Below are 14,563 nucleotides of genomic sequence, written 5' to 3'. Positions count from 1 at the left end.
AAAGCCGTTAGGTTAAGTTATTAAGGGCGCACGGCGAATGCCTTGGCACTAGGAGCCGAAGAAGGACGGCACTAACACCGATATGCTTCGGGGAGCTGTAAGTGAGCTTTGATCCGGAGATTTCCGAATGGGGGAACCCACTACGTTTAATCGCGTAGTATCTTGACGTGAATACATAGCGTCTTGAAGGCAGACCCAGGGAACTGAAACATCTAAGTACCTGGAGGAAGAGAAAGAAAAATCGATTCCCTGAGTAGCGGCGAGCGAAACGGGAAGAGCCCAAACCAAGAGGCTTGCCTCTTGGGGTTGTAGGACACTCAATACGGAGTTACAAAAGAGCGAGTTAGATGAAGCGACTTGGAAAGGTCCGCCAGAGCAGGTAAAAGCCCTGTAGTCGAAAGTTCGTTCTCTCCTGAGTGGATCCTGAGTACGGCGGAACACGTGAAATTCCGTCGGAATCCGGGAGGACCATCTCCCAAGGCTAAATACTACCTAGTGACCGATAGTGAACCAGTACCGTGAGGGAAAGGTGAAAAGCACCCCGGAAGGGGAGTGAAAGAGATCCTGAAACCGTGTGCCTACAAGTAGTTAGAGCCCGTTAATGGGTGATAGCGTGCCTTTTGTAGAATGAACCGGCGAGTTACGATTACGTGCGAGGTTAAGCTTTAGAAGGCGGAGCCGCAGCGAAAGCGAGTCTGAATAGGGCGAAATAGTACGTGGTCGTAGACCCGAAACCAGGTGATCTACCCATGTCCAGGGTGAAGGTAAGGTAACACTTACTGGAGGCCCGAACCCACGCACGTTGAAAAGTGCGGGGATGAGGTGTGGGTAGCGGAGAAATTCCAATCGAACTTGGAGATAGCTGGTTCTCTCCGAAATAGCTTTAGGGCTAGCCTCGTGATGAGAATACTGGAGGTAGAGCACTGTTTGGACTAGGGGGCCATCCCGGTTTACCGAATTCAGACAAACTCCGAATGCCAGATATTTATACACGGGAGTCAGACTGCGAGTGATAAGATCCGTAGTCAAAAGGGAAACAGCCCAGACCACCAGCTAAGGTCCCAAAGTAATCGTTAAGTGGAAAAGGATGTGGCGTTGCACAGACAACCAGGATGTTGGCTTAGAAGCAGCCATCATTTAAAGAGTGCGTAATAGCTCACTGGTCGAGTGACGCTGCGCCGAAAATGTATCGGGGCTAAACGATTCACCGAAGCTGTGGATTGACATCTACGATGTCAGTGGTAGGAGAGCGTTCTAAGTGCGTTGAAGTCAGACCGGAAGGACTGGTGGAGCGCTTAGAAGTGAGAATGCCGGTATGAGTAGCGAAAGACGGGTGAGAATCCCGTCCACCGTATGACTAAGGTTTCCTGAGGAAGGCTCGTCCGCTCAGGGTTAGTCGGGACCTAAGCCGAGGCCGATAGGCGTAGGCGATGGACAACAGGTTGATATTCCTGTACCACCTCCTCACCGTTTGAGAAATGGGGGGACGCAGTAGGATAGGGTAAGCGCGCTGTTGGTTATGCGCGTCCAAGCAGTAAGGCGTGTGTGTAGGCAAATCCGCACACTGTAACGTTGAGCTGTGATGGCGAGTCCGTATGGACGAAGTTCCTGATTTCACACTGCCAAGAAAAGCCTCTATCGAGGTGAGAGGTGCCCGTACCGCAAACCGACACAGGTAGTCGAGGAGAGAATCCTAAGGTGTGCGAGAGAACTCTCGTTAAGGAACTCGGCAAAATGACCCCGTAACTTCGGGAGAAGGGGTGCTCTTGAGCGTGCAAGCGCATGAGAGCCGCAGTGAATAGGCCCAGGCGACTGTTTAGCAAAAACACAGGTCTCTGCAAAACCGTAAGGTGACGTATAGGGGCTGACGCCTGCCCGGTGCTGGAAGGTTAAGAGGAGTGGTTAGCGCAAGCGAAGCTGCGAATTGAAGCCCCAGTAAACGGCGGCCGTAACTATAACGGTCCTAAGGTAGCGAAATTCCTTGTCGGGTAAGTTCCGACCCGCACGAAAGGCGTAACGATCTGGGCACTGTCTCAACGAGAGACTCGGTGAAATTATAGTACCTGTGAAGATGCAGGTTACCCGCGACAGGACGGAAAGACCCCGTGGAGCTTTACTGTAGCCTGATATTGAATTTTGGTACAACTTGTACAGGATAGGTAGGAGCCAGAGATCTCGGAGCGCCAGCTTCGAAGGAGGCGTCGGTGGGATACTACCCTGGTTGTATTGAAATTCTAACCCATGCCCCTTAGCGGGGCAGGAGACAGTGTCAGGCGGACAGTTTGACTGGGGCGGTCGCCTCCTAAAAGGTAACGGAGGCGCCCAAAGGTTCCCTCAGAATGGTTGGAAATCATTCGTAGAGTGTAAAGGCACAAGGGAGCTTGACTGCGAGACCTACAAGTCGAGCAGGGTCGAAAGACGGGCTTAGTGATCCGGTGGTTCCGCATGGAAGGGCCATCGCTCAACGGATAAAAGCTACCCCGGGGATAACAGGCTTATCTCCCCCAAGAGTCCACATCGACGGGGAGGTTTGGCACCTCGATGTCGGCTCATCGCATCCTGGGGCTGTAGTCGGTCCCAAGGGTTGGGCTGTTCGCCCATTAAAGCGGTACGCGAGCTGGGTTCAGAACGTCGTGAGACAGTTCGGTCCCTATCCGTCGTGGGCGTAGGAAATTTGAGAGGAGCTGTCCTTAGTACGAGAGGACCGGGATGGACACACCGCTGGTGTACCAGTTGTCTTGCCAAAGGCATCGCTGGGTAGCTATGTGTGGACGGGATAAGTGCTGAAAGCATCTAAGCATGAAGCCCCCCTCAAGATGAGATTTCCCATTACGCAAGTAAGTAAGATCCCTCAAAGACGATGAGGTAGATAGGTTCGAGGTGGAAGTGTGGTGACACATGGAGCTGACGAATACTAATCGATCGAGGACTTAACCAAAACGTTTGAAACATTCAATGAACCGTTTATCCAGTTTTGAAAGAATAATTTCTTTTATGAAGGGTTTCAAGATACGAGTAGTTCGAGGAAGCAATGGAGAGAGGGAAGGAGCGTACTCAAGTACGTGACTGACTGAACGACAGAAGCTGACGAAGAAATGTGATGTATATTGAAAGCCGACCATAGTCTAGTGATGATGGCAAAGAGGTCACACCCGTTCCCATACCGAACACGGAAGTTAAGCTCTTTAGCGCCGATGGTAGTTGGGGGCTTCCCCCTGTGAGAGTAGGACGTCGCTAGGCGCAAAAAGTCGCTGCTGATACACTCAGTAGTGGCTTTTTTTACTTAAGCTAACTAATAAATTGAGATGATTTATAAAAATATAAAAAAGAAGGCATGCCTTAAGTGGAATGCCTTCTTTTTTGATATTTAATGTGTTTGAACAGTGGCAGCTCGTAGTTCAATGCGGCGAATTTTTCCGGATGTTGTTTTTGGTAACTCATCAATAAAAACAATACTACGAGGGTATTTATACGGTGCTGTTAACGCCTTTACATGCTCTTGTAACTCCTTTGTTAACTCGGCTTCATCTCGCTCTTTGAAGCTCTCTCGTAGGATAACAAAGGCCTTCACAATATGGCCTCTAATTTCATCTGGTGCAGCAACAACTGCACATTCTTGTACAGCTTCATGTTTGTTTAATGCATCTTCAACTTCGAATGGACCGATCGTATAACCAGAAGATATAATAATGTCATCTCCACGACCTTCAAACCAGAAATAACCATCTTCATCACATTTTGCTTGATCACCAGTAATATACCAATCACCGCGAAATGCAGCTTGCGTTCGTTCTGGCTCTTTGTAATACTCCTTAAATAGAGCTGGTGAGGATTTGTGGATGGCAATATCGCCAACCTCTCCTACAGGTGCTTCATTTCCTTCATTGTCGATAATACGTACAATATTACCTGGAGTTGGAACACCCATGGATCCAGGGCGTAATTCAGTGTTTTCGAGTGTACCAATTAATAATGTATTCTCTGTCTGTCCATAGCCATCACGCACTTTTAGCCTGAAACGATTCATAAATGTTTCAATGACTGGGCGATTTAACGGTTCACCAGCAGAGACTGCACTACGGAGGGATGAAAGATTATAGTCTTGCAAATTATCAATTTTCGCCATAATACGATATTCAGTTGGTGTGCAGCAAAGGACATTTATTTTTTCATCTTGTATGAGCTGAAGGTACGTTTTTGCATCGAATCCACCATGATAAACAAATGCAGTAGCACCGAGCATGATTGTAGATAAGAAAGGGCTCCAAATCCATTTTTGCCAGCCAGGAGCTGCTGTAGCCCATACTAAGTCGCCTTCACGTACGCAGAGCCATTTTGAAGCAGCTGTTCGAATATGCGCATATCCCCAGCCATGTGAATGTACTACACCTTTAGGTTTCCCAGTTGTCCCAGATGTATAGGAAAGGAACGCCATGTCATCACGTTTAGTAGCTACTGCTGTAAATGTAGTTGGCTGTGTGCTTGCCAGTACATCTAAAGAAGCCCAATCGCCTTTTGCAGTACCAATAACTAATTTGTTCTTTAATGTGTCTACAGTAGAAGAAATTTGGTCAACCTCACCTGTAAATGCTTCATAGGCAATAACTGCACTAGCAGAAGAGTGCTCCATGCGATATTCTAAGTCACTTGCACGTAGCATTTCTGAACATGAAATAGGCACGATGCCAGCCTTTAAACAGCCAAGAAAAACAAAATAGGCTTCTGGTAGGCGAGGAATAATAACTAGAACGCGATCTCCCTTTCGAAGTCCTGTCTCTGTAAAAGCATTTGCGTATTGATTCATTTTTTGGACAAGCTCTACATAGGAAACTGTTCGTCTCTCTTGTTGCGTATTTAACCAGCGTATTGCTTGGCGATCACTATCTTGTGAAAACTTTTCTAATTCCTCTGTGATATTATAAAATTCAGGTGCAATTAAATCATTTGTTACCATCCGAATATTCCTCCCCCAGGAAATTTGATAGAAAATTCTTAAAACTATTTTTATTTTAACAATTGCAATAATATACAGCAAGAATATTTAGCACGCAAAATAGAAATATTAGATTTAATAGAGAACTATTATGCTTTTGGATTAATTTTTAAACCTACTTCGACAAAAAATATAAAAATTTTCATAAAATATGTTGCATAATTTATAATGCTTGCTATAATAATAAATGTACTTAAGAGGTTGTTTAAACCCGAAGTGAATAGTATCGTTCCGAAGTAGCTCAGTTGGTAGTAGCACCTGACTGTTAATCAGGTTGTCGCAGGTTCGAGTCCTGCCTTCGGAGCCATTTTTTTTGCCCATTTTTAAGAAGCTGTTATACATAAAAAAAGTTATAAAAAAGTATTGCAACTATTAAGAAATGATGTTATTATAAATATTGTCTTGTTTGAGACGTGATACTGGCCCCTTGGTCAAGTGGTTAAGACACCGCCCTTTCACGGCGGTAACACGGGTTCGAATCCCGTAGGGGTCACCATTTAAAACATAGGCTTTATAAAGAAAAATAAACTGTGATATAACACCTGTTTCTATGGAGGATTAGCTCAGCTGGGAGAGCATCTGCCTTACAAGCAGAGGGTCGGCGGTTCGAGCCCGTCATCCTCCACCATTATTGTGTTATTTCGGAGGGGTAGCGAAGTGGCTAAACGCGGCGGACTGTAAATCCGCTCCTTAGGGTTCGGCGGTTCGAATCCGTCCCCCTCCACCAGTTTTATAAATGATTGGGGTATAGCCAAGCGGTAAGGCAACGGATTTTGATTCCGTCATGCCTAGGTTCGAATCCTAGTACCCCAGCCATTTTTCTTTTTTACGAGCCATTAGCTCAGTTGGTAGAGCATCTGACTTTTAATCAGAGGGTCGAAGGTTCGAGTCCTTCATGGCTCACTTTTTTAGAATAAAGTATATTCAAAAGTGTTATAATAACTATAGATAACTAATCTCTTACTGAAAACAGTAGGAGATTTTTTTATGTTATCAAAAATTGAATAAATATGCACTTTTTTGTCTAGTTGAGCCAAGTGGTATCTAGGCTTTACAATAATATTATAACTTTTAGGGGGTATAAAAACATGAATAAACTTAATATTTCTATTATTGGAGTACCAACAGACTATGGACAAACACGTCGTGGCGTAGATATGGGGCCAAGCGCGATTCGCTATGCAGGCGTTGTGGAACGTTTGGAGGCTATTGGACATGAAGTACAAGACCAAGGGGATATTCGTGTCAGTCAAAAACTTGCAGACGCACCTGTCGATGAGAAATTACTGAATTTAGAGGAAGTTGTAGATGTTAGCACGGCTTTAGCTAATAGCGTGCATGAAGTAGTAGAACAAAATAAGTTCCCACTTGTATTTGGTGGAGACCATAGTATTGCTATTGGCACACTAGCTGGATTAGGTGAGCATTATAAAAATCTTGGCGTTATTTGGTATGATGCTCATGCAGATTTAAATACACCTGAAACAACACCATCTGGCAACATCCATGGGATGCCATTAGCAGTTAGTATTGGACTAGGTCATGAGCGCTTAGTGCAAATTCGGAATTATGCACCGAAAATTAAACCAGAGAACGTTATTATTATCGGAGCTCGTTCAGTAGATCCTGGTGAGCGTGAGTTAATTCGTCAACAAGGGATTAAAGTATATACAATGCACGAGATTGATCGACTTGGTATGACGCGTGTCATGGAAGATGCACTTGCTTACTTGAAAGAACGTAATGTTGATGGATTACATCTATCACTTGATTTAGATGGCTTAGATCCGCTTTACACGCCAGGAGTTGGTACACCCGTTCCTGGAGGAATTACGTATCGAGAAAGTCATTTAGCAATGGAAATGTTACAAGAATCAGGGATGCTAACATCAGCAGAGTTTGTAGAAGTAAACCCAATTTTAGATGAGAAGAATACAACAGCAAATGTGGCTGTTGCATTAATGGGATCTTTATTCGGAGAGACACTAGTTTAAAGAAAATTTGACAAAAAATTGCCTGTTGCCACATTGCATAAAAATCTTTTGTTATAATTGAATTAAAACGAAACTTTTCTTATCGATGGGTCGTATAGTATAAGACAGTTGTAAAGGTGGAGAAGTCAACACAATGGATGCGTTAGTAAACAAGAGAATAAAACAAGTGCTTAAAGGCGATCAAAACGCATTTGCCGATATTGTGAGTCTCTATCAGCACAAACTGTACCAAGTATGCTATCGAATGTTAGGCAACAAACAAGAGTCTGAAGACATTGCTCAAGAAGCTTTTGTGCGTGCTTATATGAATTTGCATACTTTTGATCAGAAAAGAAAGTTTTCGACGTGGCTTTATCGCATAGCGACAAACCTCTGCATTGACCGTATTCGCAAAAAGAAACCGGATTATTATTTAGATGCAGAAGTAGCTGGTACAGAAGGGCTTGATATGTATTCGCAAATCGCAGCAGACGACCAGCTACCAGAGGAGCAGTTAGAGCAAATGGAGCTGCAAGATCGCATTCAATATGAAATTGGACGATTGCCGGATAAATACCGTTCGGTTATAGTATTGAAATATATAGAAGAGTTATCGTTACAAGAGATTAGCGAGATTTTAGATATGCCGCTTGGAACGGTGAAAACGAGGATTCACCGCGGACGTGAGGCATTACGTAAGCAATTAAACAATCTGTAGGAGGGGGAGCGTCATGAATACTTGTCCAGAGCATATTATAGACTATATGCATGATTATTTAGACGGTGACATTAGTCGTGAGCATGAGCAAGAGTTGAAACAACACTTGCATACATGTAATGATTGTAAACAGTTGATGCAAGAATTGAGTGAAACAATCGCCTTTGTGAAGAGTGCTTCCCATATTACAGCGCCTCCGGATTTTGAAGCAGCAGTGATGGCTCGTTTACCAAAACCAAAAAGTCGAGTAGGTATACAAAAATGGATACGCCGGCATCCGTTCTTTGTGGCAGCAGCAGTATTTTGCTTATTCATGAGTGCTACATTGATGGGTAGCTTTATGGATGACCAGCATTTTTCAGTGACCAAACAACCGAACTTAGTTGTTGATGGTCAAACGGTGATTGTACCTGAAGGAGAAGTAGTGAAGGGCGATATTGTTGTTAAAAATGGTGATTTGGTTGTTGAAGGTGAAGTTGATGGCAATGTCACAGTAATTAACGGGCAATATATGGCGTCTTCAGCGGTAGTTTCAGGCAAAATTGAGGAAATTGACGAAGTATTTGAATGGTTATGGTATACGATTAAAAATTCTGTAAAAACGGCCATGACATTTGAGGAAAAAGATGAAACTAAATAACACTCTATACGTCCTAAAAAATAGTGCACGTGAGAGGCTGAAAGGTCTACTCTTATGAGTAGACTTTTTATTTGAAAAAAGTTACATTTGTTAAGAATGTGATATACTTGAATGTGTATGGATTCGCAATGAAAAGTGGGGGATGCCACGTGCAAATTATCGAACATTTCACGGATTTAACACCTGTGAATATTGTTATTAACTTCATTGATGTACTGCTCGTGTGGTACGTTGTTTATAAAGTCTTAACCCTCATTAAAGGTACGAAGGCTGTCCAATTACTGAAGGGAATATTTGTCATTATTATTGCCCGACTTGCAACAGACCTTTTAGGGTTACAAACTCTAGGCTGGATGTTACAACAGGTCATTGAGTTTGGTTTCTTAGCGATTATTATCATATTCCAACCAGAAATCAGACGTGGTTTAGAACAAATTGGGCGAGGAAAGCTATTCCAGCGTTCATCAAGTCAAGAAGAAGAAGAACAAACAAGGCTCATTGAGGCGATGAAGAAGTCTGTTAGTTACATGGCTAAACGTCGAATCGGTGCGTTAATTTCTATTGAAAAAGAAACAGGCCTTAATGAATATATTGAAACGGGTATAGGACTAAATGCTGAAATCTCATCAGAACTGCTGATTAATATCTTTATACCGAATACACCACTTCATGATGGAGCGGTTATTATGCAAAAAGATAAAGTTACAGCAGCAGCTTGTTATTTACCCCTATCTGAAAGTCCATTTATTTCAAAGGAGTTAGGGACACGTCACCGTGCTGCACTTGGCTTAAGTGAAGTTACGGATGCTATTACAATTGTTGTCTCAGAAGAAACAGGTGCAATTAGTATTACGTTAAATGGTAATCTCCACCGTAATCTTTCTCTAGAGGAGTTTGAAACACTATTACGAAAAATGTGGTTCGGTTCAGCACAAGAGTCAAATGCTGCCTCTAAGTTGACTTGGAGGGGGAAAAAGAATGGATAAAATGATGGATAGCCCTTGGGTATTAAGAATCATAGCGCTATTTTTGGCATTTTTGCTTTTTTTCTCAGTTCGTACCGAGTTATCTCCAATCAATACAACAACAACGACTGAACAAACGGATATTATTCGTGATGTACCAGTAGATGTTTATTATGATAATGAAAATCTGATTGTAACAGGCTTACCTGAAACAGTAGATGTGAAGATAAAAGGGCCAATGCCTGTTGTTATAAAAACAAGAGCTACAAAAGATTTCTCTGTATTTGTCGATTTAAGTAATCTATTGATTGGGGAGCATGATGTAAAGCTACAATACGAAAATATTTCTGATAAGTTAAAGGTTACATTAGACCCTGCAACTATTCATGTGAATATTGAGGAAAAGGTCACGAAAGAGTTCCGAGTGGACCCTGAAATGAATAATAGACTAATCGAAGAAGGTTATATTTTAAAAGATATGACTGCTGATCCACCAACCGTTTACGTAACAGGTGCAAAAAGTGCTATTGAAAGCATTAGCTATGTAAAAGCTACTGTTGCAGGTGAGCAAGGCTTGAAGCAATCCTTCTCGCAGGATGCGGCAGTAAAAGTATTAGATCGAGATCTAAACAAGTTAGATGTGACGATAGAGCCTGAAACTGTGAAGGTTCAAGTTGATATAGCAGAATATAGTCGAGAGATTCCAGTGGTCCTGAAAGAAACAGGGCAAGCAGCACAAGACATTACGATCAATTCGTTAACATTTGCGCCAAGAATGATAAAAGTGTATGGTAGAAAATCAATTATTGACGGTTTGACAGAAATTCCAGTTATAGTTGACCTGTCAAAAATTACTGAGTCTCAAACTTATGAATTTGATGTAAAATTACCAGATGGTGTGACAAAAATATCTGACAAGAAAATAAAAGTGAAGGCAGATATTACAAAAGTAGAGCAAGAAGAACAACAGAAAACGCCAGCTTCTACAGAGGAAACGCCACCTCCAACTGAAGAACCAGATGTGACGGATGATAGTACTACTACTGATAAAAATACATCATCTGAGGAAACGGAAGATATTGATTCTTAAACAATATCTGACTATAATTTTATTTTGATTCTAAATCAAAATCCAATCGTGGTTTGTGCTGGTGAGTAGTTAGGACAGGAGTCACCAACAAATCGATTGAGGGGATATTAATAATTACCGAATGAATGAATAAAAACAGACTTTTCCAAAAGTAAGCGGACAAGTGTCTTTTGGGCGATAGTAACTCAAGAGACACGGTCTTGCATTGAAGGAGAGAATAAGTAGAATGGGTAAATATTTTGGAACAGATGGCGTCCGTGGAGTCGCGAATAGTGAATTAACACCAGAGTTTGCATTTAAACTAGGTCGTATCGGTGGCTATGTTTTAACAAAAGATGCAACTGATCGTCCAAAGGTTTTAATTGGTCGTGACACACGTATTTCAGGTGAGATGCTTGAAGGTGCACTTGTTGCTGGTCTTTTATCGATTGGAGTAGAAGTAATGCGTCTTGGTATTATTTCAACACCAGGTGTGGCATACCTTACTCGAATTATGAGCGCAGATGCAGGCGTTATGATTTCAGCTTCACATAACCCAGTTGCTGATAATGGCATTAAATTTTTTGGTCCCGATGGTTTTAAGTTAACGGATGCTCAAGAAGCGGAAATTGAAGTGTTGCTTGATGCACAAGAGGATACACTACCACGCCCAATTGGAGCCGATTTAGGATCTGTAAGTGACTATTTCGAAGGTGGTCAAAAATATATTCAATACTTAAAGCAAACAGTGGATGAGGAATTTGATGGTATCCTGGTAGCACTAGACTGTGCTCATGGAGCTACATCAGCATTGGCTACACATTTATTTGCGGACCTAGAAGCTGATATTTCTACAATGGGAGCTTCTCCAACAGGCTTAAATATTAATGATGGTGTAGGTTCTACACATCCAGAAGGACTAGCTAAATTTGTTACTGAAAAGGGTGCAGATGTTGGTTTAGCATTTGATGGAGATGGTGACCGATTAATTGCTGTAGATGAGAACGGTAAGATTGTTGATGGCGATCAAATTATGTTTATCATTGGTAAGTATTTAAATGCGGTAGGACGCTTGAAAAAGCAAACGATTGTTTCAACAGTTATGAGCAATATGGGCTTCTACAAAGCTGTTGCTGACAACGGTATGCAAAGTGTACAAACTGCTGTTGGTGATCGTTATGTTGTAGAAGAAATGCGTGCCAAAGAATACAATTTAGGTGGCGAACAATCAGGGCATATTGTTTTTCTAGACTTTAATACAACAGGTGATGGATTACTTACAGGCATTCAGCTTGTCAACATTATGAAAGCGACTGGTAAAAAGCTTTCAGAGCTTGCTGCTGAAATGAAAATCTTCCCTCAGCGTCTTGTCAATGTACGTGTAACAGATAAGCATGCTGTGACTGACAATGCGAAGGTGGCTGCTGTCATTGCAGAGGTAGAAGCAGAAATGGCCGGCAATGGTCGTGTTCTAGTGCGCCCTTCAGGGACTGAACCACTTGTACGTGTAATGGTAGAAGCAGCAACAGAAACAGATTGTGAGCGTTTTGTTGAGCGTATTGCGGACGTAGTACGTGCAGAAATGGGCTTAGCAGAATAATATATAGAAACTCGATTTCCATAACAGGAAATCGAGTCAGACCGTAGACAAAAGCCCATCGAGAAGTTCACTCTCGATGGTTTTTGTCATTTTTCTTACTATTTTATTTTTAACATTTGGTAATATACTACCGAATTCAACATACTCTTCGAGCTTAGTTGCTCTCTTAAGCTACTTGCCACGTCCAAGTAGCCAGTTTCTTCAAATTCATGGCAGCAAAAGTAAGCATCGCCTGCATGGACAATTTTTTTAGACCTCTTAAGGTTGTCCATCGCATACCATGCTTTTCTTTTGCATCGGCAAAGACACGCTCAATCGTTTCTTTACGCTTTGCATAAATTTGTTTGATGTCATAGGAATGGCGTAAATGTTCAGCTTCCTCCACATATGACTCCCAAATATGGCGTTGAATGAGTTTTTGATGATGCTTACTTTCTGTACATCGGGAAAGGCTTGGACACTTCGAACAAATCAAAGGATTCGATTTATATTGGCGATATCCTTCCTTCGTCGTTGTCGCATACTTCAATATCTGCCCTTGTGGGCAAAGATAACAATTATAGTGCTCGTCATATATATACTCGTGCTTTCGGAAGAATCCATCTTTCGTTTTAGGACGTGTATACGGAAGAACAGGCAACATTTGATTCTCTAACAAAAAGTTCGTAATCGCTGGTGTTTTATAGGCTGCATCTGCCGCAACAGCTAATGGTTTTTGAACATTTTGAATGACCCTTTCCACAAGTGGCTGTAATACATGGCTATCGTGCACATTTCCCGGAGTCACAATGGCACCTAAGACAAAGCCCTTTTCATCTGTGGCTGCATGGAAAGAATACGCAAACTGTTTCGTACGTTCATCCTTCACGTAATAGCCACTTTCAGGATCTGTCGTGCTTTCCTTTATTTCTTTCCATTCTTCCTTTTCAAACTTCTCCGGGGGAAAGGGCTTTTTTCCGTGTTCTTCACGATCCATATTTAACTCTAATTGAAGCTTCTCTTCATAAGCCCGTGTTTCTTTTCGCACGACCTTTTTATCATACTTCCGTTTATTCGCACTCGCTTTCACATGCGTGGAATCGATAAATAGATGGTCTGCATGGAGGAGTCCCTGATGCATAATCTCTTTTAATATACGATAGAAAATCTGTTCAAATATATCGGTGTCTTGAAAGCGACGGACATAATTTTTACCGAAGGTAGAGAAATGCGGGACTTCTGTATGGAAGCCAAATCCTAAAAACCAACGATACGCCATATTCGTTTCAATTTCTTTGATCGTTTGACGCATGGAGCGAATGCCAAAAACATATTGAATAAACGTCATTTTAAAGAGAACAACAGGATCAATACTTGGACGCCCATTAGGTGAATAGAGATGTTCTACTAAAGGATAGATAAATGAAAAATCAATAGCAGCCTCCAGTTTTCGCACTAAATGATCGTTGGGAACTAATTGATCAATCGTTAACATTTCTAATTGTTCACGTTCATTGGTATGATTTTTCGTCATCATGGTTGATCACCTCAAAAGTTTACTTTTTATCAATAGATGAATAAGGAATTCTTTATGTAGAAGTTGATTGGAACGAAGGGCGGCGACTCCTGCGGGAAAAGCGGGAAAGTCGAGATCCTGGACTGAGCGAAGCGAGGGAAGCAGCTCGACCCCGCCCGCGGAAAGCGTCCGCCCGTAGTGGAAATCAACGGCTTTATTTTATTTCATTGTAAAAGAAAAAAGACTGTAGGCAAACTCAAAATTCATCGAGTTTGTCTACAGTCTGACTCGATTTCCATAACAGGGAATCGAGTTTTTCTTGTTTAAAAAGAATGTTTGAAATGAATGAGATGGGGAACAGTAGTAAGGAGTCACAATAACAAGGAGTGTTTAATTGATATGGCTAAAATTGCTACAGTGATAACAGATATGTTTGAGGACATTGAGTTTACAAGCCCCAAAGAAGCTCTAGAAGCAGCTGGGCATCAGCTCGTAACAATTGATACCGAAGCAGGTAAGGAAGTTAAGGGGAAACATGGAAAGCCAGTGAAAATAGATAAAGGAATTGAGGAAGTAAATGCCTCAGAATTTGATGCATTATTTATTCCTGGTGGTTTTTCACCTGATATATTACGTGCAGATGATCGTGTAGTGGCATTTGTAAAATCCTTTATGGATGACATGAAGCCGACCTTTGCTATTTGTCATGGACCACAGCTGCTAATTACAGCTAAGACACTGAATGGTCGTGATGCCACAGGCTATAAATCCATTCAAGTGGATTTAGAAAATGCAGGGGCAATATTCCATGATGAAGAAGTATTCGTCTGTCAAAAGCAGCTCGTAACAAGTAGAACGCCAGACGATCTTCCAGCCTTTAATAGAGAAATAGTTAAATTATTAGACAGTAAATAAAAGATAGGCACAAGCAGTCAATTGCTTGTGCCTTTTTGTGGAATTTACTCCGCTTTATTTAGCATAGCAACTAATTATTTGTCTACATATTTGTCACGAAAAAGCATGGGGATTAGGTGTTTTTTATAACGAAAATTTGACGGATAGCATATGATTGAGTATGATGGAGAAGTTGAAGATGACGAGGTCCGACCT

At 41.9% G+C, this 14,563-nt stretch carries 9 protein-coding genes, 6 tRNA genes and 2 rRNA genes; 15 read left to right on the top strand and 2 right to left on the bottom strand.

Features of this window, described 5'->3' with window-relative positions; translation table 11 throughout:
• The first annotated feature begins 10 nt into the window (after positions 1 to 10).
• A 23S ribosomal RNA gene (locus NV349_RS22100) occupies positions 11 to 2,938 on the top strand.
• Between the two features lie 186 nt (positions 2,939 to 3,124).
• Positions 3,125 to 3,240, top strand: a 5S ribosomal RNA gene (gene rrf, locus NV349_RS22095).
• A 127-nt stretch (positions 3,241 to 3,367) separates the two neighbouring features.
• Here the strand turns inward: rrf and mbcS are convergent.
• On the bottom strand, positions 3,368 to 4,954 hold the full coding sequence (gene mbcS / locus NV349_RS22090) for an acyl-CoA synthetase MbcS (RefSeq protein WP_271911417.1): 1,587 nt from the start codon (positions 4,952 to 4,954) through the stop codon (positions 3,368 to 3,370).
• Between the two features lie 269 nt (positions 4,955 to 5,223).
• Between mbcS and NV349_RS22085 the strand changes: the two genes are divergently transcribed.
• The 12 genes from NV349_RS22085 (at position 5,224) to glmM (ending at position 11,958) form a co-directional block, all read left to right on the top strand.
• Positions 5,224 to 5,300 (top strand) — tRNA-Asn (locus NV349_RS22085).
• A gap of 114 nt (positions 5,301 to 5,414) precedes the next feature.
• Positions 5,415 to 5,489 (top strand) — tRNA-Glu (locus tag NV349_RS22080).
• 56 nt (positions 5,490 to 5,545) lie between these two features.
• Positions 5,546 to 5,621, top strand: a tRNA-Val gene (locus NV349_RS22075).
• Between the two features lie 15 nt (positions 5,622 to 5,636).
• Positions 5,637 to 5,720: transfer RNA gene (locus NV349_RS22070), tRNA-Tyr, on the top strand.
• A gap of 14 nt (positions 5,721 to 5,734) precedes the next feature.
• A tRNA-Gln gene (locus tag NV349_RS22065) sits at positions 5,735 to 5,809 on the top strand.
• A gap of 14 nt (positions 5,810 to 5,823) precedes the next feature.
• Positions 5,824 to 5,896, top strand: a tRNA-Lys gene (locus tag NV349_RS22060).
• 185 nt (positions 5,897 to 6,081) lie between these two features.
• Positions 6,082 to 6,987: an arginase gene (gene rocF, locus NV349_RS22055; RefSeq protein WP_058845283.1), complete on the top strand. Its 906-nt coding sequence runs from the start codon at positions 6,082 to 6,084 to the stop codon at positions 6,985 to 6,987.
• 133 nt (positions 6,988 to 7,120) lie between these two features.
• A complete protein-coding gene (gene sigW, locus NV349_RS22050; RefSeq protein ID WP_004225410.1) occupies positions 7,121 to 7,684 on the top strand; it encodes an RNA polymerase sigma factor SigW in 564 nt (187 codons plus the stop codon).
• 13 nt (positions 7,685 to 7,697) lie between these two features.
• Positions 7,698 to 8,324 carry an anti-sigma factor family protein gene (locus NV349_RS22045; RefSeq protein WP_058845282.1) on the top strand — a complete coding sequence of 209 codons (627 nt, stop codon included), beginning with the start codon at positions 7,698 to 7,700 and terminating at the stop codon, positions 8,322 to 8,324.
• A gap of 149 nt (positions 8,325 to 8,473) precedes the next feature.
• Positions 8,474 to 9,310, top strand: coding sequence for a diadenylate cyclase CdaA (gene cdaA, locus NV349_RS22040; protein ID WP_089935020.1), 837 nt, complete (start codon positions 8,474 to 8,476; stop codon positions 9,308 to 9,310).
• A complete protein-coding gene (locus NV349_RS22035; protein ID WP_036128306.1) occupies positions 9,303 to 10,379 on the top strand; it encodes a CdaR family protein in 1,077 nt (358 codons plus the stop codon). Before cdaA ends, NV349_RS22035 begins: the two co-directional genes overlap by 8 nt.
• Before the next feature lie 226 nt (positions 10,380 to 10,605).
• The gene (gene glmM, locus NV349_RS22030) at positions 10,606 to 11,958 is read left to right on the top strand and encodes a phosphoglucosamine mutase (RefSeq protein ID WP_101967053.1); all 1,353 of its coding nucleotides are present in this window, start codon (positions 10,606 to 10,608) and stop codon (positions 11,956 to 11,958) included.
• Between the two features lie 166 nt (positions 11,959 to 12,124).
• Here the strand turns inward: glmM and NV349_RS22025 are convergent, their stop codons facing one another.
• Positions 12,125 to 13,474, bottom strand: coding sequence for an IS1182-like element ISBsp5 family transposase (locus NV349_RS22025; protein WP_271911395.1), 1,350 nt, complete (start codon positions 13,472 to 13,474; stop codon positions 12,125 to 12,127).
• Positions 13,475 to 13,852: 378 nt separating this feature from the next.
• Between NV349_RS22025 and NV349_RS22020 the strand changes: the two genes are divergently transcribed.
• Complete coding sequence (locus tag NV349_RS22020) at positions 13,853 to 14,368, top strand: type 1 glutamine amidotransferase domain-containing protein (RefSeq protein ID WP_271911392.1); 516 nt, start codon at positions 13,853 to 13,855, stop codon at positions 14,366 to 14,368.
• Positions 14,369 to 14,563 lie beyond the last annotated feature (195 nt).

The sequence above is a fragment of the Lysinibacillus sp. OF-1 genome (assembly GCF_028356935.1).
Lineage (GTDB): Bacteria > Bacillota > Bacilli > Bacillales_A > Planococcaceae > Lysinibacillus > Lysinibacillus fusiformis_D.
The sequence above is the reverse complement of the archived record's forward strand: the minus strand, read 5'-3'. Positions and strand labels throughout refer to the sequence as shown.